Here is a 24894-nt window from a genome sequence, read left to right on the forward strand (position 1 = left end):
GATATTGACAAGCGATCCCGAGTCGGAGAGATTCGATGTTAGCGGGCGGCCCAGGTCGCCGAGGGCGCCGAGCGGTTGCGCCGCTGGCTGGCCGACCGGGTCCATCAGGGCCTGGCGGGCACCGAGCGTGAGGGATATGCCATGTGGGACGGTATCGCCGAGCGCATGGTCGACGCCAAGGCACCGGGGTTGGCGGCCCGGCTGCGGGCCGCCGGGGCGATACCGGCGTCCGGGGCGGAGGGTTGGCCCGGCCGGCTCCTGGAGGACTACGCCGAGTTGTGGCTGCTCCTGCGCGCCCACGAACACGCCGACGACCTGGACCCGTCCCTGGTGGCCGGGCTGCGGGCGCGGATCGGCTGGACCGTGGATGCGGAGGACGTGCTGCGCAAGGCGCGCGAGGCGGGCACGGTGGTGCACGACCGGTGGCTGGTGCTGGGCAGCCGGGACAGCGCGGACGGCAATCTGACCGAGCGTCGGATCTGGCTGCGCGGCGTGCGGTCCGGCCGACCGGCGCTCGTCCTGGCCTTCGGGCCACAGGGGCGCGCGCCGCAACTGGCGTTGCCGGTGGGCCGATCGATCGAGGCCGACGCGGCCTTTCACGACGACGCGGTGCCGCTGCGGGCCGCGCTGGGCGAGCGCAGCGGCGCGCCGGTGCCGGGCGAGGAGCCGGCGGGGATCGGCCCGGAGGAGGCCACCCTGGGCTATGCCGAGGCACTGCGCAGCGAACCGTGGCTGGAGGCCTGGCCGGTGGTGCTGGCCGACGTGGTCGCGGTGCCGGAGCCGATGGGGTGGCGGATCGCGGGCGCGGACGGATTCTGGCTGCCGGTGGATCGGGCGCGGACCGGCGAGCAGGCGTTGTGGCGGCTGTCCGCGATGTCCGGTGGCGCGGGGCTGACCGTGTTCGGCGAGTACGGCGCGCGCGGGTTCGTCCCGGTGACCGCGTGGCACGAGGGTCGGGCCGTGCAGTTGTAGCCGGCCGCTCGCCCTGCCCCGGCGCGGGGCGGGAGCGGCCCGAGAGGGCCCGAAAACCATCACCGGTGTCGGTCGGCCCTGCCGATCGGTCTGTGCGGAAAGGGAGTTCGGATGCGGGTGGCGGATCCGGTGTGGGACGACCTGGTGTCGGCGGCGTTGGTGGGCACCGGGCGGCGACCGGCCGCGGAGTTGCCCGGGCAGGACGCGCTCGGGGCGCTGACCGCGCGGGTGGACCGGGCGGACGAGGCGGTGCGGTTGCTCGACCTGGCCGCGATCGTGATGGTGCACCGGCGTGCGGGGCGGCGGGCCCCGGCGGGTGCGCCGCCGGCGCCGTGCGGCGAGGTGGATACGCGGCCGTCGGTGCCGGAGCGGGCCAGGGTGCGGCTGCGGATCCTGCTCGAGGGCGACGGGATGGACTTCCTGCCCGAATGGCTGGCGCTGGCCCGCGCGGCCGGCCTGCGCGCGCCCGAGTCCGAGTTGCCCGCGCTGCTGACGGCGGCGCGCTCGCGGACCGATCTGCGCGAGATCGTGGCCGACCTGGCCGGACCGCGCGGACGCTGGCTGGCCGGGCTCAACCCGGAGTGGGCCTGGCTGACCCGGATCGCGGTGCCGGACCCCGACGATCCGGTCGAGTTGTGGCGGCACGGCCGCTTCGGCGAGCGGCTCGCCGCGTTCGAGGCGCTGCGCACCGGTGACCCGGACGCGGCCCGGGGGCTGCTGACCCAGGTCTGGAGCGCCGAGCCGGCGGAGGATCGTGCGGTGTGGGTGGCGGCGCTGCGCACCGGGTTGTCGGTGAGCGACGAGCCGTTCCTGGAGGAGGCGCTGGACGACCGGGCCAAGGTGGTTCGGGTGGCCGCCGCGCAACTGCTCACCGAACTGCCCGGCTCGGCCTTCGCGGCCCGGATGCGCGAGCGGGCCCTGGCCTGCCTGCGGCCCGGCGGCGCGGGTCGGGTGCTGGTGGTGCCGCCGAGCGGGTGCGATGCGGCGATGCTGCGGGACGGCATCGCGGAGACGTCGCCGACCGGGCGCGAGGACCACTCGTGGTGGTTGGGCGAGATCGTGGCGGCCACGCCGCTCGCGGTGTGGCGGGAGGTGTTCGGGGCGAGCCCCGAGGAGATCGTGGCCCGGGTGTTGCCGCGCCGGTTCGCGGAGGACGTCCGGGAGGGATGGGCCCGCGCTGCGGTGCTCCAGCGCGATGTCGACTGGGCCCAGGCGCTGGCCGGGCGCGGCGCGCCCACCCGGCTGCTGACCGTGCTGCCGGCGGCCGAGTGCGCCGAACACGTGGCCCGGCACATCGCCGCGCATGGGCTGTCCGAGGCGCTCCAACTGCTGACCAACTGCCCGGCACCGTGGCCGGCGACGCTGGGCGACGCGGTCCTGGACGCACTCGCGAGCGCGGCCGGGAGCGGCGGCTACCCGTGGAGCTTCAGCGGCGCCCGGGACGTGGCCGGTCGCGGCCTGGACCCGGCCGTCGTCGAGCGCGTGGAACGCCTGGCCGAGGGGGACGGTGAATGGCCCAAGGCATTCCGCGCCCTCGCCGACACCCTCCACTACCGGGCGACGATGCGTGCGGAACTCCTGAGCGGCTGACCGCGGAGGCTCTCGCGCCAGCCGGGTCGAACCATTCGTCCTGGTGGACGGTCGTATGTCCCACACCCGGGGACCTCGCCGCGAGAGGATGGGCGGGTGACCGACGATGCGGATCGGATCGACCCACTTGCGAACGCGCTCCCGGCCGAGATCCTGGTGCTGGAGGGCGCGTTGCCTTTGTGGTGGGCGTCGGCACCGAACGCACGCCCGACCTCGTCATCCTCGATCCCCGCAAGAAGGCCGAATTTCGGGACGGGCACGCGACGTCCGCATCAGGGGCCTGGATGTTCGTCGAGGTGACCTCGGACAGTACGCGCCGCGTCGACCTGCGGGAGAAGCCCAACGAGTACGCGCGGGCCGAGGTGCCGGTGACGCTGATCGTGGATCGGCAAAAGCACGAGGTGATCGTGCACTTCGAGCCGGTCGACGGGCGGTACACGTTCACCGAGCGGGTGAAGGCCGGCGCCCCGGTGCGCCTGCCCGAGCCGTTCGACGTGACCGTCGAGACCGGGTTCCTGTTCGATCACCTGTGACATCGGCGGCCCCGAGGGTGTCGGACCCGGGCGGCAGGATGGGTTCTGTTCGGGTTTGTTCGAGCCTTGGGGGAGCGCCGTGACCGTGTCCGCTGAACCGATTGAGCATAGTGTGCTTCGGGCCCATGCCGAGGACGCGTTCGCCGACGAACTGGCCGCGCTCGCCGCAGCCGACGAGCGCCCCCGGCCGCCGCGCTGGAAGCTTTCGCCGTGGGCGGTGGCGACCTACCTGCTGGGCGGCACGCTGGCGGACGGGACGGTGATCTCGCCCAAGTACATCGGCCCCCGGCGGATCATCGAGGTCGCCGTCACCACCTTGGCCACCGACCGCGCGCTGCTGCTCCTCGGCGTGCCGGGCACGGCCAAGACGTGGGTGTCCGAGCACCTGGCCGCCGCCGTGTGCGGCGACTCCACGCTGCTGGTCCAGGGCACCGCCGGCACCCCCGAGGAGGCCATTCGCTACGGCTGGAACTACGCGCAACTGCTCGCGCACGGGCCCAGCCGCGCGGCCATGGTTGCCGGTCCGGTGATGCGCGCGATGAGCCACGGACTGGTGGCCCGGGTCGAGGAGTTGACCCGCATCCCGGCCGACGTGCAGGACTCGCTGATCACCATCCTGTCCGAAAAGACGCTGCCCGTACCGGAGTTGAACGACGAGGTGCAGGCCGTGCGCGGGTTCAACCTGATCGCCACCGCCAACGACCGCGACCGCGGCGTCAACGACCTCTCGTCCGCGCTGCGCCGCCGATTCAACACCGTGGTGCTTCCGCTGCCGGCGACCGCAGACGCCGAGGTGGACATCGTCAGTCGCCGGGTGGCCCAGCTCGGCTCCTCGCTCGACCTGCCCCCGGTGGCCGCAGCCGAGGCCGAACTGCGGCGCGTGGTCACGGTGTTCCGCGAACTGAGGGCCGGCCTGACCGAGGACGGGCGGACCAAGCTGAAGACCCCCTCCGGGACGTTGTCCACCGCCGAGGCGATCTCCGTGGTCACCGGCGGCCTCGCGCTGGCCGCACACTTCGGCGACGGCGTGCTGCGTTCGGCGGACGTGGCCGCGGGCATCCTGGGCGCGGTGGTCAATGATCCGGCGGCGGACACCCTGGTCTGGCGCGAATACCTGGAGACCGCGGTGCGTCCACGCGCCGACTGGCAGGACTTCTACCGGGCCTGCCGCGACGCGGACCGAGCCTGATGGCGACCCTTGCGGCCGATCCGCCGATCCTGCTCGGCGTGCGGCACCACGGGCCCGGCTCGGCCCGGGCGGTGGCCGCCGCGCTCGCGCAGGTCGAGCCGGACATCGTGCTGATCGAGGGCCCACCCGAGGCGGACGTGCTGCTCTCCTTCGCCGCCGACCCCGACATGCGACCGCCCGTCGCGCTGCTCGCGCACGCGGCCGACGATCCCGCACAGGCGGGCTTTTGGCCGTACGCCGACTTCAGCCCCGAGTGGGTGGCGATTCGGTACGCCGGTGCACACAGCGTGCCGATCCGCTTCGTCGACCTGCCGGTCGCGGTGTCCTTCACGCTAGACCGGGCTCGCAAGGAGCGCGCCGCGACCGCCCCGCCCGAGGACGAGGAGGCCGCGCCCGCACCGCCGCGGGTCGACCCGATCGCCGAACTTGCCCGACTGGCCGGCCAGGACGACCCGGAGCGCTGGTGGGAGGACGTGATCGAGCACCGGCTGCCCACCGGCGGCGACGCGCTGACCCCGTTCGCCGCGCTCGCCGAGGCGATGGCCGCGCTGCGCGAGGACGAGCCCGAGCCCGATCCGACGGCCGAGCCCGACGTCGAGCGGCTGCGCGAGGCACACATGCGCCAGTGCATCCGGTCCGCGCGCCGCGCCGGCCACCGGCGGATCGCCGTGGTGTGCGGCGCCTGGCACCTGCCCGCGCTCGCCCGGCTCCCCTCGGCAGCCGCCGATCGCGCGTTGCTGGCGCCGCACCGGGCCAAGGTCAAGGTGGAGACCACCTGGGTGCCCTGGACACACCGCCGGCTCGCGCAGAGCTCCGGCTACGGAGCGGGCGTCGCCTCGCCCGGGTGGTACCGACACCTGTACGCGAACGGCGACGAACGCGATCTGTTGCCCCGCTGGTTCGTCCGGATCGCATCGCTGCTGCGCGACGCGGGCCACCCGGTGTCCTCCGCGCACGTGATCGAGGCCACCCGGCACGCGAGCGCACTGGCCGCGCTGCGCGGTCGCCCGCTGGCCGGCCTGGACGAGACGATCGAGGCGGTCCGCACGGTGATGTGCGACGGCGTGACCGGGCCGCTCGCGCTGGTGCACGACACCCTCGTGGTGGGCGACGTGATCGGCGAGGTGCCCGACACGGTGCCCGCCGTGCCGCTCCAGCGCGACCTGTCCCGCGAGCAGCGCCGACTGCGACTCAAGCCCGAGCCCTCGGCCCGCGAACTCGAACTCGACCTGCGCAAGGAGTCGCACGCCGACCGCAGCCGGCTGCTCAACCGACTCGCCCTGCTGGACATCCCGTGGGGTGTGCCGGCCAGGGCCCGGGAGAGCAAGGGCACCTTTCGCGAGACCTGGCGCCTGGACTGGCAACCCGAGTTGGCCATCCGGGTCGCCGAAGCCGGTGTGTGGGGGACCACCGTGCTCGCCGCCGCCGCGGCCCGCACGGCCGACCTGGCGATCCGGGCCGAGTCGCTCGCCGACGTCACCGAGGTGGCCGAGCGCTGCCTGCGCGCCGACCTGCCCGACGCACTGCCGCTGATCATGCGCGTCCTGGACCAGCGCGCCGCGCTGGACACCGACGTGGGCAAACTCGCCGAGGCGCTGCCGGGGCTGGTGCGCGCGTTGCGCTACGGCGACGTGCGCGGCACCGACACCTCCGCGCTGGGCACCGTGGTGGCCGGCATGGTGGTTCGGATCTGCGTCGGTCTGCTGCCGGCCTGCGCGGGCCTGGACGACGACGGCGCCAAGGCGATGCACCGACACCTGGACGCCGTGCACGCCGCCGTGCAACTGCTGAGCGAGGAGCAACAGCAGGAGTGGTACGCGACCCTGGACCGGCTCGCCGACCGGGAAAACCTGCCGGGCCTGCTCACCGGCCGGGCCACCCGACTGCTGCTCGACCTGGGCCGACTCGACCCGCGAGCGGCCGCTCCACGGCTGGCCCGGGCGCTGACCCGAGGCGTTCCGCATCGCGAATCGGCCGCCTGGATCGAGGGATTCCTGGCGGGTGGCGGCATGCTGCTCGTGCACGACGAGCGGCTGATGGCCCTGGTCGACGAGTGGATCACCGACACCCCCGCCGACCTGTTCGTGGAGATCCTGCCGTTGCTGCGGCGTACCTTCGCCACCTTCGCTGCGGCCGAGCGTCGCATGCTCGGCGAGCGGGTGCGCACCCCGGCACATCCCGCCGCCCCGGCCACGACCGCCGACCTGTTCGACACCGGGCGAGCGGATGCCACGCTGCCGTTGCTGGCCGAGATCCTCGGCCTCGAACGCCGAAAGGTGACCACCCGATGAGCGAGAGCACGGCCGACGAACGCCTGCGCCGCTGGCGGCTGGTGCTCGGCGGCGACGCGGACGGCACCGGCTACGGGCCCACCGGCGAGGACATCCGGATCGACCGGGCCCTGGCCGCGCTGTACCGCCCGCAGACCCCGGCGCCGCGCGGCAGCAGGCGCGGCAACGGCCCGCGCGCGGCCGGCCTGGGCGCCTCCGCGCCGTCGGTGGCCCGCTGGCTCGGCGACATCCGCGAGCACTTCCCGGCGGGCGTGGTACAGATCCTCCAACAGGACGCGATCGAGCGACTCGACCTGACCCGGCTGCTCCTGGAGCCGGAGATGCTGGCCGCCGTCGAACCCGACGTACACCTGGTCGGCACCCTGCTCTCGCTCAACAAGCTGATGCCCGAGGCCACCAAGGAGGCCGCCCGCGCGGTGGTCCGCAGGGTCGTCGACGACTTGGAGCGCCGAGTCGCGCAGCGCACCACGAGCCTGGTCCAGGGTGCGTTGGACCGGGCGACCCGGATCAACCGCCCGCGCCACCACGACATCGACTGGAACGCCACGATCAAGGCCAACCTCAAGCACTATCAGGCCGAACACCGCACGATCGTGCCGGAGCGCCTGGTCGGCTACGGGCGGCAGCGGCACGGGGTGCAAAAGGACGTGATCCTGTGCATCGATCAGTCCGGCTCGATGGCGGCCTCGGTGGTCTACGCGTCGGTCTTCGGCGCGGTGCTGGGCTCGATGCGCTCGCTCAAGACTTCACTGGTCGTCTTCGACACGAGCGTGGTCGACCTCACCGAACAACTGAGCGATCCGGTGGACGTGCTGTTCGGCACCCAACTCGGCGGCGGCACCGACATCAACCGCGCGCTCGCCTACTGCCAATCGCTGATCGGCCGCCCGGCGGAGACGGTCGTTGTGCTGATCAGCGACCTGTACGAGGGCGGCGTGCGGGACGAGATGTTGCGCCGCGCCGCGGCCATGCGGGCCGCCGGCACCTCGTTCGTCACCCTGCTGGCCCTCTCCGACGAGGGCGCCCCCGCGTACGACCACACCAACGCGGCGGCGCTGGCCGCCCTCGGCAGCCCGGCCTTCGCGTGCACCCCCGACCTGTTCCCGGAGGTGATGGCAGCGGCGATCCAGGGGCTGCCGCTTCCGGTGCCGGCGCCGTAGGGCAGCCCGGAATCCGGCGTTCCTTGCGGTAAGCGGACCACAGTGAGGATCGACGTCGAACTGCGCGACCGGATCGCCCGCCCGGCTCGGCAGCGGGGTGTGTCGATGGACGCGGTCATCGCCGCGGTCGTGGCGCGAGAGGAGCGCGCCGCGTGATGCGCGGCCATCGAGGCCGCGGGGAGTCGCTTGCAGCCCGATCCCGAAGAACGGCGATCATGCCGCGCGCAACGGCGGTGACCCCGTGGTTGCTCTCCGCTCCGTTCGTTCACCGGCGGGATTCCGGGTAAGTGTGATTGTCGGCCCCGAGGCTTCGGCGTGGGATCGGCCACACCCCTATCGTCACCGTCCGTTCGGGTGTGTTCCCTGTGTCACGGTGGAACAGGCGTAAACGGGCGGATCTCGACGTTCGGCGGAGCCGGTGCCGAGGACCTCCGGGGACGTGTACCCCGGACCCCGTTTCGGACCTAGCACTCCTGCCCGATAACCTGCAAGGCGGATCAGCTACGCGTGCGGACGCCGTCCACCAGAGTCTGGGGGCGAGCCTGCCGGACCCTGCGCGACGACGGACGCGGCTGCGCATCTTCCGCATATCCGATCGCGATCACAAGGACGGACCCGCGTGGACCTGTTCGAGTACCAGGCGAGGGATCTCTTCGCTAAGCACGGTGTGCCGGTTCTGCCCGGTGAAGTCGTCTTCACGCCGGAGGAGGCACGAGCCGCCGCCGAGCGCATGGGCGGCAAGGCCGTCGTCAAGGCCCAGGTGAAGGTCGGTGGCCGCGGCAAGGCCGGCGGCGTGAAGCTGGCCTTCAGCACCGACGAGGTCGTCGAGAAGACCGAGCAGATCCTCGGCCTCGACATCAAGGGCCACATCGTCAAGAAGGTCATGCTGGCCGGTCTGGCCAAGCCCGTGGACGAGTACTACGTCTCGTTCCTGCTCGACCGCACCAACCGGACCTTCCTCGCGATGGCGTCGGTCGAGGGCGGCGTCGAGATCGAGATCGTCGCTGAGGAGAACCCCGAAGCGCTCGCGAAGATCCCGGTCGACGCGATCGAGGGTGTGACCGAGGCCAAGGCCCGCGAAATCGTCGAGGCGGCGAAGTTCCCGGCCGAGGTGGCGGACCAGATCGTCGCGGCGCTGCAGAAGCTGTGGACCGTCTTCGTCGAAGAGGACGCCACGCTCGTCGAGGTCAACCCGCTGATCAAGTCCGAAGAGGGCAAGATCATCGCGCTGGACGGCAAGGTCTCGCTGGACGAGAACGCCGACTTCCGGCACCCCGACCACGAGGCGCTCGAGGACAAGGACGCGGCCGACCCGCTGGAGGCGGCGGCCAAGGCCAAGGGCCTCAACTACGTCAAGCTCGACGGCTCGGTCGGCATCATCGGCAACGGCGCGGGTCTGGTCATGTCCACGCTCGACGTGGTCGCGTACGCCGGGGAGAACCACGGCGGCGTGAAGCCGGCCAACTTCCTCGACATCGGCGGCGGCGCGTCCGCCGAGGTGATGGCGAACGGCCTGGAGATCATCCTGGGCGACGCCGACGTCAAGTCGGTATTCGTCAACGTCTTCGGCGGCATCACCGCGTGCGACGCGGTCGCGAACGGCATCGTGCAGGCGCTCGAACTGCTGAAGCAGAAGGGCGAGGCGGTCACCAAGCCGCTCGTCGTGCGTCTGGACGGCAACAACGCCGAGCTGGGTCGCCAGATCCTGACCGACGCGAACCACCCGCTGGTCCAGCAGGTGGACACCATGGATGGCGCGGCCGAGCGGGCCGCCGAGCTCGCTGCCGCGAAGTAAGGGAGACCGACCCAGCATGGCTATCTTCCTGACCAAGGACAGCAAGGTCATCGTCCAGGGCATGACCGGCTCCGAGGGGATGAAGCACACCCACCGAATGCTCGCCTCCGGGACGAACATCGTCGGTGGTGTGAACCCGCGCAAGGCCGGCACCACGGTCGACGTGGACGGCACCGAAGTACCGGTATTCGGGACCGTGGCCGAGGCGATGAAGGCCACCGGCGCGGACGTCACGGTGGTCTTCGTGCCGCCGAAGTTCACCAAGGACGCCGTGGTCGAGGCCATCGAGGCCGAGATCGGCCTCGCGGTGGTCATCACCGAGGGCGTGCCGGTGCACGACACCGCGCAGTTCTGGGCGCTCGCCGGCGCCAAGGGCAACAAGACCCGGATCATCGGCCCGAACTGTCCCGGCCTGATCACCCCGGGTCAGTCCAACGCGGGCATCATCCCGGCCAGCATCACCAAGCCGGGCCGGATCGGTCTGGTGTCCAAGTCGGGCACGCTGACCTACCAGATGATGTACGAGCTGGCCGACATCGGCTTCTCGACCGCCGTCGGCATCGGTGGCGACCCGATCATCGGCACCACGCACATCGACTGCCTCCAGGCGTTCCAGGACGACCCGGAGACCGACGCGATCGTGATGATCGGCGAGATCGGCGGCGACGCCGAGGAGCGTGCGGCGGCCTACATCGCCGAGCACATCACCAAGCCGGTCGTCGGCTACGTCGCGGGCTTCACCGCCCCCGAGGGCAAGACCATGGGCCACGCCGGCGCCATCGTCTCGGGTTCCTCGGGCACCGCGCAGGCCAAGCAGGACGCGCTTGAGGCCGTCGGCGTCAAGGTCGGCAAGACGCCGTCCGAGACCGCGCGCCTGATGCGCGAGATCATGGCGGGCTGACCCCACCGGTCACCCGTGACCCACGACGCCCCGCGAGCCGCCCTCCAGGCGGCGCGCGGGGCGTCGTGGTTTTCCGACCGGACCCGGTCAGTGCGGCGGCACGCGCCGCAGGCCGTTGTCCACGCAATTCGTGTCCAGGGTGAACGCGGTCTCCGGGGCCAGCAGCGCGCCCGGGCCGATTCGAGCCGTCCGGCCGGGGGTGGACGGCGCCGTCGAGGCCGGGCCCGAATATCGGCGCATGGTGGGCGTCGCCGGGCGGATCGGCGGCGTGCCGGCGGTCTCCGGGGCGCCCGGCCGGGCCCGACCGGCCGGAGTCGGCTCCGGCGTCGGTTCCGCTGCCGGCGCCGCGGGCGTGGGCGGTTGCGTGGGGGCGGCCCCGGGCGCCGGTGGGGCCGCGGCCGGCTCAGGTGGGGTCTCCCGGTCGGCGGGCACCGGCGGCAGCCTGCGTGCCGCCTCCGAGCCGGTGATCGGCTGCACCCGGTAGCCGCCCCGCGCGTCGCGCGAGGTGCCCGGAGTGAGCAGCCGGGGCAGCGCCGCGATCAACAGAGCCAGGATCGCCGCCGCGACCGCCGCGACCAGCACCGAGGTCCGGACCCTGCTGCCCATCCGGGACGCGCGCGGGCCGGGTACGCGCGGCTCGTGGCGAGCCGCGAGGTCGCGGGTGATCGTGGTCAGGAAGTCGTGTGCCTCGGGACAGTTCGGCGACGGGCCGGTCAGCGCGGGCACCAGCTCGGCGAGGTCCTCGTGCGCCTTCAGGAGCCGGATCCGGGTGCCCTCGGTGGTCGCCTCGGTCTCGAACGCGACCTGCTCCGGCGACATCCCGAACAGGTGGCGCAGCACGAACACCCGCCGGCGATGGCTCGGCACTCGCTGGAGCGCACGCAGGAGCGCGATGTCCTGGTCGCGACGCGCGTCGTCCGCGGCGTGCGGGACGACCCGGTCGGTGCGGTCCGGATGGGGTACCAGTCGCCAGATGGCGCGCCGCAGCAGGAACCGGTGATCGAGCGCGAGGTCGCCGGCGAGGGTGCGTACCCAGGCGGCGTCGGCGGGGGTGTCGCCGACATCCGGCAGGTCCCGCCACACCCGCGTGAACGCGCGCCGGGTCACGTGCGCGGCCCGGGAGGGGCTCGCGGTCAACAAATACGCGTAGCGCGCGATGTCGGGTGCGATCGCCGCGTACAGGGCGTCGAAGCCCGGGGCGCGCTCACGCGGGTCGGTCCGCTCGTCGTCGATGCCCATGGGGGCGTGAGGTACCCGAGGGTCGGTTGATAATGCATATTTGACGACTTTAATCGGTCAAATGGGGTGTTCTATCCCGCCTCGTGGTCATATGCGGCTCGGATCGTAGCCGCGTGGGCAGCATGGGGAGAATGACCGAAACGCCGGAAACCGAGCACGGCCCGTCGGCGCCCTGGACGGTGGCCGGATCCATTCCCTGGGCGGGCGTCGAGCGCCTTCCGGCTTTGCCGCCCGGGTCCCTCGCCGTCCCGCCCAGGCCCGACCGTCCTCCCGGTGCGCTGCCGCTGTCGAGCCCCGTCGAGGCCCGCGGCGAGCCCGCGCTGCCCGGAAAGCGGCCGTGGGGCCCGCCGCGCCCCCGTCGTCCGCCGATCGCCGTCCTGGCCGGTCTGTCGGGTGTGGCCGCGCTGGCCGGCCTCGCCCGCCGTCGCCCCGACACCGCCCGGATCGTGCGAGCCCTCGCCCGAGGAGTGGCGTCCGCGCTGCTCGCGGTCGGGGCGGGGCTCGGCACGGTGGCGATGCTCGTGCTGATCGTGGCCATGTGCGGAGTCACCTCGGGCGGCTTCGACCACCCGCAGGCGCTGCTGCGCATGGTCGGCGGAATCTGGCTCGCGGCGCACCAGGTCGGCTTCGAGTTCGTCGAGATCAGCCACTCGGCGACCGGCTCGGTCGAACCGATCGTGACCGTCGTACCGCTGCGGCTGGCCCCGCTCGGCCTGACCGTGCCGCTGATCTGGCTGCTGTGCCGGCTCGGCCGACAGCTCGCGGACGGCCTCGCCGGGACCGCGATCGTGCTCGCGTCCCAGGCGCTGGTGTACACCGGGCTGATGTGCGCGGTGGCCGCCGGTGTGGATACGGCCGGTGTGCGGCCGGTGTTCGGCACGGTTGCGATGGCCGCAGTCGGCGTCCTGGCGGCGGGAGTGCTGGGCGCGTTCGGGCCCGCGCTGGTGCGGGTGCCGGCCGTGCGCGCGAGCCTGGCCTCGGCCGCGGTGCTCGCGGCGGGCGGCGCGCTCCTGGTGCTCGCGTGTCTGTTCGCGCATGCCGGCCAGGTCCGCGTCGCGCTGGCGCTGACCACGCACGACGCGATCGGTTTCGCGGCGCTGGCCGTGCTGTGCGCCGTGCTGGTGCCCAACGCGATCGTGTGGGCGGTGTCCTACGCGGCCGGCACCGGGTTCGCGCTCGGCGCGGCCACCACGCTGGCACCCACCGGCAGCACGTTCGGTCCGCTGCCCACGCTGCCCCTGCTCGCCGCGCTGCCCGGCCCCGCCACGGTGCCCTCCGCCGCGTGGGCGCCCGCCGTGCTCCCGCCGCTCGCGGGCATCGTGGCGGGCTTCTTTGCGGCCCGCGCCGAGCCGCCCCGAGCCTGGCTCGCGGTCACCTCGCACGCCGCCGGGGCGGGCCTGGGCGTCGGCCTGCTCACTCTCGTCTCGACCCGACTGGCCTCCGGCACCGCAGGCCTGGCCAACCTCGCCGAGCTGGGCCCGGACGTGTGGCGCACCGCCGCCGCGCTGACCGTCGAGATCACGCTGGTCGCGGCCCCGACCGCACTGGCCGCGACCTGGTGGCGCGGACGGGAGAACCCGAAGGCCGCCACCGCCGAAGCGGAGACGGCCTTCGGAACAACCGGCCCGTCCTAGGACACGACCTAGATCGTGCCGTCCACGAGGAAGTGGTAGCGCTCCGGGAGCTTGTCCAGGCAGCGCTGCTCGCCGGTCTTGGTGAGCGCGCTGTCCATGCAGTCGTAGTAGTCCTTGTTGGCCGCCTCGAACGTCCACACGCCCAGCACGTAGACCACCGCGATCGCGCCGGTGACCAGGCCCGCGAGCGCGGCGCCGGAGTGGGAGCCCGCCGGTCGGCGCACCCGCGGCCGGCGGGTCGGCCCGCCCGGGGCGTGCCCGGGGTGCCGAGCGGTGCCGCCCGGGCCCTCCTCGATGCGCGGCCCGGCCGAGGCCGGCGTCGTCCCGCGCACCGTCCGGACACCGAGCACCAGGGCGACCACGCCCAGCACCACGCCGAGCACCAGACCCAGGTCGGACGGCAGGAACAGTGCGAAGAACACCGCCCACACCCCCGACCACAGCGCCAGTCGGCCATTGCGGACCCGGATGTCCTTCGGGTCGGGCTGCTCGCGCGGTTCGCGCGGCGCCCGCTGCGGCCGGTTCTCGCGGCCGTGTCGATCGCCCCCGTTGTCGCCGTCCCCTCGCCCGTTGCCGGGCACGTTCCACGGGGCGGCCGGCGGGCGATCGGGCGTACCCTCCGGCGGCGGGGCGTAGGGATCCCGCTCGTCGGTCTCGTTGCCGGTACTCATCCTCTGCCTGCCCTCGTCGTGCCGGATCGCGGGATTCCCTTCCCAGGATCGTACGTGTGCGGGGTGCACCGTAGCCGGGCGGCGGCGCCGAGTGGCCCCAAGGCCCTGTCATCCGCCCCGTCGCCGGCATCCCACCCCGCCGGTTCGGTACTGCCTACCCCCTGACGCTATCGTTGCCGACGTACGGGCGCCGCTCCGTGTTCCCGCCTCCTGTCGGGGAACGCCCGTCGGACCCGTGCGAGATCCCGGCGAGAGCCCGAATCCCGGTGGCGCCCCTCCCGCCGTTCCCTTCCGGAAAGAGCCGAAAAGCAGTGGCCGTTCACGCCCCGCGCACCCCCGGGCCGGCCCGGCTCGTCGTCCTGGTCTCCGGCTCCGGTACCAATCTCCAGGCCCTGCTCGACGCGTGCGCGGATCCCGCGTACGGCGCGAGCGTGGTGGCCGTGGGCGCCGACCGCGAGCACATCGTGGGGCTGACCCGGGCCGAGCGGGCCGGTGTCCCCACCTTCGTCGAACGGGTGGGCGACCATGCGGACCGGGCCGGCTGGGACGCCGCGCTCGCCGACGCGGTTGCCGCGCACGAACCCGATCTGGTGGTCTCGGCCGGCTTCATGAAGATCCTGGGCCCGCGTTTCCTGGCCCGCTTCGAGGGACGCACCGTCAATACCCACCCCGCACTGCTGCCCTCGTTCCCCGGCGCGCACGGCGTCCGGGACGCGCTCGCGTACGGCGCCAAGGTGACCGGTTGCACGGTCCACCTCGTGGACGCCGGCGTGGACACCGGGCCGATCATCGCTCAGGGCGTCGTCACGGTCGAGGACGGCGATCACGCCGACGGCGGCGAGGCGTTGCACGAGCGCATCAAGACTGTCGAGCGCACCCTGCTCGTCGAGGTCGTGGGCCGGCTGGCCCGCGAGGGCTACCGCATCGAAGGAAGAAAGGTCCGGATCCCCGCATGACTTCCGCCGCCCCCACCCCCAGCAATGAGGACCAGGCACGCCGCCCGATCCGCCGCGCGTTGATCAGCGTGTACGACAAGACCGGCTTGGAGGAGCTGGCCCAGGGCCTGCACGCGGCCGGTGTCGAACTGGTCTCCACCGGCTCCACCGCCGCACGGATCGCCGCCGCGGGCGTGCCCGTGACCAAGGTCGAGGAACTGACCGGTTTCCCGGAGTGCCTGGACGGCCGGGTCAAGACCCTGCACCCGCGCGTGCACGCCGGAATCCTGGCCGACCTGCGCCTGGAGTCGCACCGCGCGCAGCTCGAAGAGCTGGACGTACGACCGTTCGACCTGGTCGTGGTCAACCTGTACCCGTTCACGCAGACCGTCGAGTCGGGCGCGACCGCGGACGAGTGCGTCGAGCAGATCGACATCGGCGGTCCGTCGATGGTCCGCGCCGCGGCCAAGAACCACCCCTCCGTCGCGGTGGTGACCAGCCCGGACCGCTACGCCGACGTGCTCGCCGCGATCGAGGCCGGCGGCTTCGACCTGGCGCAGCGCAAGCGGCTCGCGGGCGAGGCGTTCGGGCACACCGCCGCGTACGACGTCGCGGTCGCCTCCTGGTTCTCGAACAGCTACGCGCCGGCCGACGAGGAGAGCTTCCCGGCCTTCCTCGGCTCGGTCCGTCGCCGGGAGAACGTGCTTCGCTACGGCGAGAACCCGCACCAGGCCGCGGCCCTGTACGTGGACGGCACCGGCGGCCTCGCGGGCGCCGAGCAATTCCACGGCAAGGAGATGTCCTACAACAACTACATGGACACCGACGCGGCACGGCGCGCCGCGTACGACCACGAGCAGCCCTGCGTGGCGATCATCAAGCACGCCAACCCGTGCGGGATCGCGATCGGCGAGAACGTCGCCGAGGCGCACCTGAAGGCACACGCGAGCGACCCGGTCTCCGCCTACGGCGGCGTGATCGCGGTCAACCGACCGGTGAGCGTGGCGATGGCCGAGCAGGTCGCGGAGATCTTCACCGAGGTGATCGTCGCGCCGGACTACGAGGACGGCGCGGTCGAGGTGCTCGCCCGCAAGAAGAACATCCGGGTGCTGCGCGCTCCCCAGGCGCCGCGCACGCCGGCCGAGTTCCGTCAGATCGACGGCGGGCTGCTGCTGCAGAACACGGACCGCTACCAGGCGCCCGGCGACGACGCGGCGGCTTGGACGCTGGCCACCGGTGAGCCCGCCGACAACGAGACGCTGCGCGACCTGGTGTTCGCCTGGCGCTCGGTGCGTGCGGTCAAGTCCAACGCGATCCTGCTCGCGTCCGGCGGCGCCACCGTGGGCGTGGGCATGGGCCAGGTCAACCGGGTCGACTCGGCCAAGCTGGCCGTGCAGCGGGCCGGGGAGCGGGCGGCCGGCTCGGTTGCCGCGTCCGACGCGTTCTTCCCGTTCGCCGACGGCCTGGAGGTGCTGATCGCGGGCGGGGTGCGGGCGGTGGTCCAGCCCGGCGGTTCGGTCCGCGACGAACAGGTGATCGACGCGGCCCGCGCGGCCGGGATCACCATGTACTTCACCGGGACCCGGCACTTCTTCCACTGAGCCGACGGCATCGGCCGGCCGAAACACACGCGAGGCGCGACCCCGGTGGGGTCGCGCCTCGCGCGCTCGGTGCGGTGGTGCTCAGACCTTGACCACGACCGTCGAGCAGACCTTGTCCGCGAACGTCTGCTTCTTCGAGTCCCACAGCGGCCACAACCAGCCGACGTAGCACGCGATCGAGTCCAGGAAGTGTGCGATCTGGCGGACGAAGGCCATCCCGAAGCCGGTGGGCATCCCGTCGTTCTCGCGCAGCACCTTTATCCCGACGGCGCCCTTGCCGATGGTCTGGCCGGTCTTGCCCTGGCGGTAGAGCTGCCAGAGCCCGAAGGCGAACATTGCCAGGCCGCCGACGAACATCAGCACGATCGGGCCGGGACCGCCGTCGTAGCTGGTCGTCTCGCTCCCGTCGAGGTGCTCGGTCACGGTGCTCTGGCTTCCGAACCACAAGAACCCGCCGATCAGCGGGATTCCGACCAGCATCACGACGAGTCCGTCGAGGAGGCTCGCGCTCACGCGGCGGCCCCAACTCGCGCAGTAGTCGCCGAGGTTCTGCGGCGGGCCGTAGCCGTTGGGCTGGCCGTAGCCGACCTGCGGGCCAGGGCCCGGCTGGCCGTACGCCGGCTGACCGTAGGCGGCCTGGCCGTAACCCTGGCTCTCGGCGCCGTAGCCGGGCGGCGGGCCGTACGGACCCGGAGGTTGGGACATGCGGAACTCTCCCCTGAGAACGCGCGCACCCGCGGTACGCGACGCCGATGGACCCGGGTTTCGTCGACACGCGAGCGCCGTAACGGGCCCGGCGTCGCCCCCACCACCCGGGAGCCTGTTGGAGGCGGCACCTTACACCGAGACCGTTGGCACCCGGTAGGCCTTTGTCGGGTCCGGTGATCGGGATCATGAAGAGGGACTTGGCATTCCCGGCGAAAGGTGCGTTGCATAGGAGGATGCAGGATCAGGCGACCCCGGGACCCCAGCCGCAACGCACAGCACTCGCGTTGCCACCAGGGCCCTCGGCGGCCTCCTCGGACCCACCCACGCTGCCCCCGTTCCCGGCGGTACATCCGCCCGAAATGGGCCCGCAGAACCAGATCAGGCCGCTGGTCACGCTCACCGGCAAGCGCTTCACCTGGGCGGCCGGGGTGCGTGCCGCGCTCGGCGTGGGCATCCCGTTCGCGATCGTCACGGTGACCCTGGGCGTCGGCTACGGTACGTTCGCCGCGCTGGGCGGCTACACCGTCCTGTACGCGGCCAAGGAGCCGTACGCGCGCCGGGCGATCACCCTCGCGCTGGTCGGCTTGGGCCTGGCTTTGGCGCTGACCCTGGGCTCGCTCGCGGCCGGCACCGCGTTCCTGTACGTGCCGGTGATCACCATGGTCGCCGCCGTCGCCACCTTCTTGTGCGGTGCGTTGCAGGTGGACCGCCCCGGCGGATACATGTTCACCCTGGTCTGTGCGATGGGCGCCTTCCTGCCACACCAACCGGACATGGTCCCCGAGCGGGCCGCACTGGTGCTCGTGGGCGCCGCCGGCGCGTGGCTCGTGTCGATGTCGGGCTGGCTGGTCCGTCCGCGCCACCCCGAGCACATGGCGCTGGCGGCCTGCTTCGAGGCGCTCGCCGACTTCTTCGCCTCGATCGGCGACAAGCCCAGCGACGCCGCCCGACACCGTGCGTCCGAGACGGTGCACAGCGCGTGGGTGAGCGTGTTGCGCGCGGACACCAAGCGCAATCGGCGCACCGGCGAGGCCCGTCGGCTGCGGGTGTTGTGCCGGCGCGCGCTCGACCTGTTCCAGGCCGCACAACTGTTCGCCGTGGAGCGAACCAGGCCACTGCCGCCGGAGATCGCGGACACCGTGCGCGCACTGGCCGGCGCGGTCGGGAAGCCCAAACTGGTCCCGGTCATGCCCGCGGTGCTCGCCGACACCGAGACCGCCGCCGAACGCTACCTGCGCACGGTACTCAGGGCCGCCGCCGCGGCGGCCGGTCAACCGGCGGTCAAGGAGGGCGAGATCATCCCGGGCCGACGGCCCACCGCCGGCGAGCGCATGCGCGCGGCGTTCGACCGCTCGTCCCTGGTCCCGCCGACCGCGCTGCGCACCGGGCTGGGCGTCGGCTCGGCGACGCTGGCCGCGGCGCTGCTGCCGGTGGTGCACCCGGTGTGGGTGGCCATCGCGGCCGGCGCCGCGCTCCAGGGCGGCAACGTCGTGCTCGACTTCGGCCGGGTGCTGCAACGGGCGATCGGCACGCTCGTGGGCGTCGCGGTGATCGCGCTGTTCTTCCACGACCTGATGCCCAACCGATGGCTCGTGGTGGTCGCCGTCGCGCTGCTGTTCGGTGCGACGCAGACCGTGATCGCCCGCAACCTCGCCGTGGGCGCCGCGTGTGTGACCCCCGTCGGCCTCTTCCTGGCCGCCACCGGCCAACCCGGTGCGCACGTGGGCGACCTGGCCGCCACTCGCGTGATCGACACCGTCCTGGGCCTGGCCGTCGGCCTGACCGCGAGCCTGGTGTTGTGGCCGCGCGCGTCCGCGACCAGATTGCCGCGCCAACTCGGCCGGACCATCCGGGCCGAGGCGATGCTGCTGCGGGCCACGGTCACCGGGCAGATCGTGGACGATCGTGCCTGGGGCAGCACCCGCCGGGCGGCCCGGCGCGAACTGCTCGACCTGTGGAGTGTGTACGAGGCGGCACTGGGCGAATTCACCGGCCGTCGACTGGACGCCGAGCGGCTGTGGCCCGCGATCGTGACCACCCAGCGGCTCGGCTACCGGCTGATGACCGCGCCCGAGACCTACCGCACCGAGCCACCCGAACCGATCCCCGCGGACGACCTGGACCGGCTGGACACCTACCTGGCCGAACTGGCCTCGGCGGCCGAGGAGCGGCGCGCTCCGACACTGCCCGAGCCACCGGATCTGTGGGGGCATCCGGTGCTGCGCCAACACCTGAAGCGACTGGGCCGCACGATCGCCCGGGCGAACGAACCACTGCCCGCCCGGCAACTGCCCGCGTTCGTCCAGCGGCGCATCCTGGCCCCGCCCGCCCGGCTTCTGCACGGGGCCCGCCGCGCGACCGGCGCGGATACGGGACAATCGCAGCGACCGGCCCCAAACCGTGGACCAGGAGACAGAACTTGAAGGCGCAGATCCTCGACGGCAAGGCCACCGCCACCGCCATCAAAGCCGAACTGGCCGTTCGGGCCGAGGCACTGAAGGCCCGAGGCATCACGCCGGGTCTGGGCACCGTGCTCGTGGGCGACGACCCCGGCAGCCACTCGTACGTGCGCGGCAAGCACCGCGACTGCGCCCAGGTGGGCATCGCGAGCATCCAGCGCAATCTGCCCGCCGACGCGACGCAGGAGCAGGTCGAGGACGTGGTCCGCGAGCTCAACGCGGACCCGGCCTGTACCGGCTACATCGTCCAGCTCCCGCTGCCCCGGCACCTGGACGCCAACCGGGTCCTGGAGCTGATGGACCCGGACAAGGACGCCGACGGCCTGCACCCGACGAACCTGGGCCGGCTGGTGCTCGGCCAGGAGGCGCCGCTGCCGTGCACCCCGCGTGGCATCGTCGAGCTGCTGCGCCGGCACGACATCGAGATCAACGGTGCCGAGGTGTGTGTGATCGGCCGAGGCGTCACCGTCGGCCGCCCGATCGGCCTGCTGCTCACCCGACGCACCGAGAACGCCACGGTGACCCTGTGCCACACCGGCACCAAGGAACTGCCGTTCCACGTGCTCCAGGCGGACGTCGTCGTCGCCGCGGCCGGCGTGCCCGGCCTGATCAGCGCGGACATGGTCAAGCCCGGCGCGGTGCTGCTGGACGTGGGCATCACTCGCACCGAGCAGGGGCTGGTCGGCGACGTGCACCCGGAGGCCTACGAGAAGGCCGCCTGGGTGGCCCCGATGCCCGGCGGGGTGGGTCCGATGACCCGCGCGATGTTGCTCACCAACGTCATCGAGGCCGCCGAGCGGCAGGTCACCAGCCTGTGATCGAACCGCGTCGGACCCCGGGTCCGGGCGGCGCGATCGTGGGCGCCCGCCTATCCGCGCCCGCCCGGCCCGGAGCCGACGCGGTCTCGCTCATGCCGGGCGCAGCGACGGGGTGAACGTCGCCGGGCGCGGCACCAGACGAGGAGAGGTGGGACCTGTGGCAACCGCTCGGGGGCGACGCAAGGACGGCAGGAAGAAGGAGCCGGGCACCTACCTGCCCGAGGGCGGTGCCTCGCCGGCCGGGCCGGGGGCGCTGCGGGAGTGGCCCGCGATGGTGGTCTTCGGCTGCCTGATCGCAGCCCTGTTGACCGCCGCGCTCGACGGCTTCCGGATCGCTGCGATCCTGATCGCGGGCACCTTCCTGGTCGCCGCGATACTGCGGCTGTTCGTATCCGACGTGGGAGTCCTGGCGGTGCGCAGCCGGTTCACCGACGTGGGTGTGCTGCTGTTCTTCGGCGCCGCGGTACTGCTTCTGGGACTGAGCATTCCCGAGCCGCTCATCGATCTGCCGTGGGTGCCCAAACGCACCGGTTCGTAGCCCGCGGCTCGTAGGCTCGCGGACGTCGGGCCGAGGGGAGGCCGACCTCCCTCGGCCCGACGGCACGTCAGTACAGCCTGCGCGCCTCGCCGGCGATCTCGCTCGGGGTCATCCCGGCGGCACGGACGATCTCGGCCCGGCGGACCGCGGTGATCGCGTCGAACAGCGTCTCGCCGAGCGCCTCGCGCAGCACCGCGCTCGCCTCCAGGGCGGCCAGCGCGGCGGCCGGCGACTCCGGCAGCCTGGGCACGCCGGCCGCGGCGGACGGATCGCCCGGCACCTCCACGGGCAGCCGCAGCCCGTCCTCGATGCCGGCCAGCCCGGCCGCGATCACCGTGCCGACCACCAGGTACGGATTGGCCGTCGCGTCGAAGCACTTGAGCTCCGCGTTCGCCGTGTGCTGCCGCTCGCCCGCCATTCCGGTGACCAGCCGCAGCGCCGCCTCCCGGTTCTCCAGGCCCCAGCAGCGGTACACGCCCGCCCACTGCGCCGGCACCAGCCGCAGGTGGCTGGCCGCGCCCGGGGCGCCGATGGCCAGCAGCGCGGGCAACTCGCGCAGGACACCCGCCAGGAACGACTCGCCCTCGCGGGTCAGGCCCTGCGGCCCCTCGCCGCCGTGGCACAGGTTCATCCCGTCGCGCCACGGCGAGAAGTGCAGATGGGCGCCGTTGCCCACCTCGCCGGGCAGCACGCATGGCGCGAAGGTGACCGCGTGCCCGTGCCGGGCGGCGACCGCGCGGATCGTCTCGCGCACCAGCACGGTGGTGTCCGCCGCGCCGACCGGATCCTGCGGCGCCACGGAGACCTCCAACTGGCCCGCCGCGTACTCCGGGTGTACCTGCAACACGCTCACGTCCTGGGCGGCGAGCGCGCGGATCAACTCGCGCAGTTGGCCGGAAACCCTGACCACCCGGGTCATCCCGTACGCGGCCTTGTGGAAGGCGGGCACGAAGCGGCCGGTCGAGTCCTCGGTGCCGGTGACCCACTCGACCTCGAAGCCCATCCGCAGCGACAATCCGCGCAACCCGGCGCGCGCGGCCATCCGCCGGGCGAAGGTGCGCTGGCAGCCCGCGTACGGCACGCCGTCCTGGGTGTAGCGGTCGCCGGGCGCCCAGGCCCAGCCCGGCTGCGCGGCCAGCGGTCGCAGCGCCGCCAGGTCGGGGATCAGCCGCAGATCGCCGGTCGGCCCGCCGACCAGCGTGCCGGCGGTGATCGAGTCGTCGGCGAGGAACACGTCGAACACGGGGGAGAAGCCCACGCCGTGCGCGGCGACCGCGTCCAGGCGTGCATGGGGGATCGTCTTGACCCGGGTGATGCCGGCGTTGTCCACCCAGCCCAGGGCGACCACATCGATCGGGTCGGGCGCGGCGGCGTCGACCGTCGCCGATGCGCCGAGCGGACCGGAGGTGGGCCCGCGGGTCGGCTCGGCCGGGTCCGACGCATGCATGTATCACTCTCCGGGATCGAATGGCTTCGATGAGTGACGAATCTATCGGTCGGTTCCGTCGAAACGAAAACCCTGCGGGCGGAAACCGGTTCGGGGCGAACCTCACACCCATGGTTGGCGGAGCGGGCCCGGGGGCCGGAGTAATGTGGCCGCGAAAAGTATCTCGATGCCGAGCTACCGGCGGACTGCCATCGGCGTCGGATCCCGCCGCAGCAGAGGAGACCCGCGCGCAATGTCCCGAACCCCCGTCAACGTCACCGTCACGGGCGCGGCCGGTCAGATCGGCTATGCGCTGCTGTTCCGCATCGCCTCCGGTCACCTGCTCGGCCCCGACACCCCCGTGCGCCTGCGCCTCCTGGAGATTCCGCAGGCGGTCAAGGCCGCCGAGGGCACCGCGATGGAGCTCGACGACTGTGCGTTCCCGCTGCTCGACGGGATCGACATCTTCGACAACCCGGCCGACGGCTTCGCTGGTGCGAACGTGGCCCTGCTGGTCGGCGCCCGCCCGCGGACCAAGGGCATGGAGCGTGGCGACCTGCTGGCCGCCAACGGTGGCATCTTCAAGCCGCAGGGCGAGGCGATCAACGCCGGTGCCGCGGACGACATCAAGGTGCTCGTGGTCGGCAACCCGGCCAACACCAACGCACTGATCGCGCAGCAGCACGCGCCGGACGTACCGGCCGAGCGCTTCACCGCGATGACCCGCCTGGACCACAACCGCGCGCTGACCCAGCTCGCCAAGAAGACCGGCGTCGCGGTCACCGACATCGCGAAGCTGACGATCTGGGGCAACCACTCGGCCACCCAGTACCCGGACGTCTTCCACGCGCAGATCGCCGGCAAGAACGCCGCCGAGGTGGTCGACGACCAGAGCTGGCTCGCGGACACCTTCATCCCGACCGTCGCCAAGCGCGGCGCGGCGATCATCGAGGCGCGCGGCGCGTCCTCGGCGGCGTCCGCGGCCAACGCGGCGATCGACCACGTGCACACCTGGGTCAACGGCACCGCCGACGGCGACTGGACCTCGATGGGCGTCGTCTCGGACGGCTCCTACGGGGTGCCCGAGGGCCTCATCTCGTCCTTCCCGGTCGTCTGCAAGGACGGCAAGTGGGAGATCGTCCAGGGCCTGGACATCAACGAGTTCTCCCGTGGCCGGATCGACGCGTCGGTGCAGGAACTGGCCGAGGAGCGCGACGCGGTGCGCGAGCTGGGCCTGATCTGACCGCCTGATCCGATCCCGAGCCGGGGCCGGGGCCGGGGACCGTGCGTCGGTTCCCGGTCGCGGTGACGGCCGATCGGTGATGACGGCTGGTCGGTGGTGGTGATCGAGGGCGGGCCGAACGGCCCGCCCTCGGTGTGTGTGGGTTCGATCCCCGGACGCGGTGGGCCGCCGGCCCTGTTCGAGGGCGGCGGGCCCGGTCTCAGGTCCGGTCCGCCGGCGTCACGCCGCCCGTGTCGACCCAGCCCGGGACCGGCTCGCGGGCGGTGAGCCAGGAGCCGTGGATGTCGGCCAGTCCCGTGCGCGATGCCACCACGCCGGCCGTGATCGCGCAGGTCGTGTCGACGTCGCCCATGCCCCGGGCCGTTTCCCACAGGGCGTCGTCGAGGGCGTCCAGGTGGTGAGCCGCCGTCCACAGGGCGAACGGGACCGTGTCGGGGGCGCTGATCCGGGTGCCGTTGCCCAGCACGCTCGCCGCGTTGCGGACCGAGGAGTCGGCCGGCAGCCGGGATGCCGTACGGATGCCGGAGGCTACGTCGCTCTCCGGCGTGTGCTCGGCCACCTCGGTCAGGAACTCGACCGGATCCGGCACGGGTTCGTCCCGCCCGCGGGTCGCCAGCGCCGCCGCGATCGCCACCGCGACGGCGCCCGCCGCCGCCTCCGGGTGGGCGTGCGTGGTCTCGGCGGAGCGCTCGGCCTCGGCCGCGACGTGGGAGAGATCCTCGTCCGCATGCCACGCGCCCAGCGGCGCCACCCGCATCGCGGCACCGTTGCCCCACGAGCCCTGACCCTCGAATTGACGGCGCGTCACCTCGCGCCAGGACTCGCCCTCGTGGATTGCGCGCAGCACGCCGTGCATCGACGGGCCGTAGCCGCGATGCGGGTCGGCCGTGTAGGACGCGGCGAAGTGCGCGGCCAGTGCGTCCTGGTCGACGTCGTCGCACAAGTGCAGGATGCGCAGCACGGACAGCGCCATCGCGGTGTCGTCGGTCCAGTGCCAGAGCTTGGCCTTTGGCGCGATCCGGCGGGCCTGAAAGTCGGTCGACTCGGCGCCTTTGTAGAAGAACCACTGTTCGCCGAAGGCGTCGCCGAGGGCGAGGCCATGCAGGGCACGAGCGGCGTTCGCGACGCGTCGGGTACGGTCCGGGCGGCTACGGTTCATGCGCCTCACCCTGCCGGCCGGGCCCGACCCGA

Annotated in this window: 20 protein-coding genes; 15 read left to right on the plus strand and 5 right to left on the minus strand. The window is 72.8% G+C overall.

Annotated features, from left to right (window positions below; genetic code table 11):
• Positions 1 to 141 precede the first annotated feature (141 nt).
• The 8 genes from ABZS54_RS18650 to sucD all read left to right on the plus strand — a co-directional run bounded on the left by ABZS54_RS18650 (position 142) and on the right by sucD (position 10431).
• A complete protein-coding gene (locus tag ABZS54_RS18650; RefSeq protein ID WP_355536680.1) occupies positions 142 to 972 on the plus strand; it encodes a hypothetical protein in 831 nt (276 codons plus the stop codon).
• Between the two features lie 111 nt (positions 973 to 1083).
• Positions 1084 to 2562, plus strand: coding sequence for a DUF5691 domain-containing protein (locus tag ABZS54_RS18655; RefSeq protein WP_355536683.1), 1479 nt, complete (start codon positions 1084 to 1086; stop codon positions 2560 to 2562).
• 182 nt (positions 2563 to 2744) lie between these two features.
• Complete coding sequence (locus tag ABZS54_RS18660) at positions 2745 to 3095, plus strand: Uma2 family endonuclease (protein WP_355536686.1); 351 nt, start codon at positions 2745 to 2747, stop codon at positions 3093 to 3095.
• A gap of 112 nt (positions 3096 to 3207) precedes the next feature.
• The gene (locus tag ABZS54_RS18665; RefSeq protein WP_355536689.1) at positions 3208 to 4284 is read left to right on the plus strand and encodes an AAA family ATPase; all 1077 of its coding nucleotides are present in this window, start codon (positions 3208 to 3210) and stop codon (positions 4282 to 4284) included.
• Positions 4284 to 6575, plus strand: a complete 2292-nt coding sequence (locus ABZS54_RS18670) for a DUF5682 family protein (protein ID WP_355536691.1) — start codon at positions 4284 to 4286, stop codon at positions 6573 to 6575. Before ABZS54_RS18665 ends, ABZS54_RS18670 begins: the two co-directional genes overlap by 1 nt.
• Positions 6572 to 7735: a VWA domain-containing protein gene (locus ABZS54_RS18675; RefSeq protein ID WP_355536693.1), complete on the plus strand. Its 1164-nt coding sequence runs from the start codon at positions 6572 to 6574 to the stop codon at positions 7733 to 7735. The genes ABZS54_RS18670 and ABZS54_RS18675 overlap by 4 nt, the downstream gene beginning before the upstream one ends.
• A gap of 619 nt (positions 7736 to 8354) precedes the next feature.
• Complete coding sequence (gene sucC, locus ABZS54_RS18680; protein WP_355536695.1) at positions 8355 to 9530, plus strand: ADP-forming succinate--CoA ligase subunit beta; 1176 nt, start codon at positions 8355 to 8357, stop codon at positions 9528 to 9530.
• 16 nt (positions 9531 to 9546) lie between these two features.
• A complete protein-coding gene (gene sucD, locus ABZS54_RS18685) occupies positions 9547 to 10431 on the plus strand; it encodes a succinate--CoA ligase subunit alpha (RefSeq protein ID WP_020554621.1) in 885 nt (294 codons plus the stop codon).
• An 87-nt stretch (positions 10432 to 10518) separates the two neighbouring features.
• Here the strand turns inward: sucD and ABZS54_RS18690 are convergent, their stop codons facing one another.
• Complete coding sequence (locus tag ABZS54_RS18690; protein WP_355536697.1) at positions 10519 to 11670, minus strand: sigma-70 family RNA polymerase sigma factor; 1152 nt, start codon at positions 11668 to 11670, stop codon at positions 10519 to 10521.
• Positions 11671 to 11801: 131 nt separating this feature from the next.
• Here ABZS54_RS18690 and ABZS54_RS18695 point away from each other — a divergent pair, with 131 nt between their 5' ends.
• Positions 11802 to 13304: a DUF6350 family protein gene (locus ABZS54_RS18695; RefSeq protein WP_355536699.1), complete on the plus strand. Its 1503-nt coding sequence runs from the start codon at positions 11802 to 11804 to the stop codon at positions 13302 to 13304.
• A gap of 8 nt (positions 13305 to 13312) precedes the next feature.
• On the opposite strand, the gene ABZS54_RS18700 is transcribed toward ABZS54_RS18695, so the two are convergent.
• The gene (locus tag ABZS54_RS18700) at positions 13313 to 13975 is read right to left on the minus strand and encodes a hypothetical protein (RefSeq protein WP_355536701.1); all 663 of its coding nucleotides are present in this window, start codon (positions 13973 to 13975) and stop codon (positions 13313 to 13315) included.
• A 311-nt stretch (positions 13976 to 14286) separates the two neighbouring features.
• Here ABZS54_RS18700 and purN point away from each other — a divergent pair, with 311 nt between their 5' ends.
• A complete protein-coding gene (gene purN / locus ABZS54_RS18705; RefSeq protein ID WP_355536703.1) occupies positions 14287 to 14931 on the plus strand; it encodes a phosphoribosylglycinamide formyltransferase in 645 nt (214 codons plus the stop codon).
• A complete protein-coding gene (purH, locus tag ABZS54_RS18710) occupies positions 14928 to 16511 on the plus strand; it encodes a bifunctional phosphoribosylaminoimidazolecarboxamide formyltransferase/IMP cyclohydrolase (RefSeq protein ID WP_355536706.1) in 1584 nt (527 codons plus the stop codon). The genes purN and purH overlap by 4 nt, the downstream gene beginning before the upstream one ends.
• An 81-nt stretch (positions 16512 to 16592) precedes the next feature.
• On the opposite strand, the gene ABZS54_RS18715 is transcribed toward purH, so the two are convergent.
• Positions 16593 to 17216, minus strand: a complete 624-nt coding sequence (locus tag ABZS54_RS18715) for an RDD family protein (RefSeq protein WP_355536709.1) — start codon at positions 17214 to 17216, stop codon at positions 16593 to 16595.
• A 362-nt stretch (positions 17217 to 17578) separates the two neighbouring features.
• Between ABZS54_RS18715 and ABZS54_RS18720 the strand changes: the two genes are divergently transcribed.
• From ABZS54_RS18720 to ABZS54_RS18730, 3 genes are all read left to right on the plus strand, one after another.
• Positions 17579 to 19642, plus strand: a complete 2064-nt coding sequence (locus ABZS54_RS18720) for an FUSC family protein (RefSeq protein WP_355536712.1) — start codon at positions 17579 to 17581, stop codon at positions 19640 to 19642.
• The gene (locus ABZS54_RS18725) at positions 19639 to 20496 is read left to right on the plus strand and encodes a bifunctional methylenetetrahydrofolate dehydrogenase/methenyltetrahydrofolate cyclohydrolase (RefSeq protein WP_355536715.1); all 858 of its coding nucleotides are present in this window, start codon (positions 19639 to 19641) and stop codon (positions 20494 to 20496) included. Before ABZS54_RS18720 ends, ABZS54_RS18725 begins: the two co-directional genes overlap by 4 nt.
• Positions 20497 to 20653: 157 nt before the next feature.
• A complete protein-coding gene (locus ABZS54_RS18730) occupies positions 20654 to 21034 on the plus strand; it encodes a DUF3017 domain-containing protein (protein ID WP_355536717.1) in 381 nt (126 codons plus the stop codon).
• A 67-nt stretch (positions 21035 to 21101) separates the two neighbouring features.
• Here the strand turns inward: ABZS54_RS18730 and ABZS54_RS18735 are convergent, their stop codons facing one another.
• Complete coding sequence (locus tag ABZS54_RS18735; protein ID WP_355536719.1) at positions 21102 to 22481, minus strand: glutamine synthetase family protein; 1380 nt, start codon at positions 22479 to 22481, stop codon at positions 21102 to 21104.
• 232 nt (positions 22482 to 22713) lie between these two features.
• Here ABZS54_RS18735 and ABZS54_RS18740 point away from each other — a divergent pair, with 232 nt between their 5' ends.
• Positions 22714 to 23703 carry a malate dehydrogenase gene (locus tag ABZS54_RS18740; RefSeq protein ID WP_355536722.1) on the plus strand — a complete coding sequence of 330 codons (990 nt, stop codon included), beginning with the start codon at positions 22714 to 22716 and terminating at the stop codon, positions 23701 to 23703.
• A gap of 199 nt (positions 23704 to 23902) precedes the next feature.
• Here the strand turns inward: ABZS54_RS18740 and ABZS54_RS18745 are convergent, their stop codons facing one another.
• On the minus strand, positions 23903 to 24862 hold the full coding sequence (locus ABZS54_RS18745; RefSeq protein ID WP_355536725.1) for an ADP-ribosylglycohydrolase family protein: 960 nt from the start codon (positions 24860 to 24862) through the stop codon (positions 23903 to 23905).
• Between the last annotated feature and the right edge of the window lie 32 nt (positions 24863 to 24894).

Source organism: Embleya sp. NPDC005575, from assembly GCF_040605455.1.
In the GTDB taxonomy this organism is placed as follows: Bacteria; Actinomycetota; Actinomycetes; order Streptomycetales; family Streptomycetaceae; genus Embleya.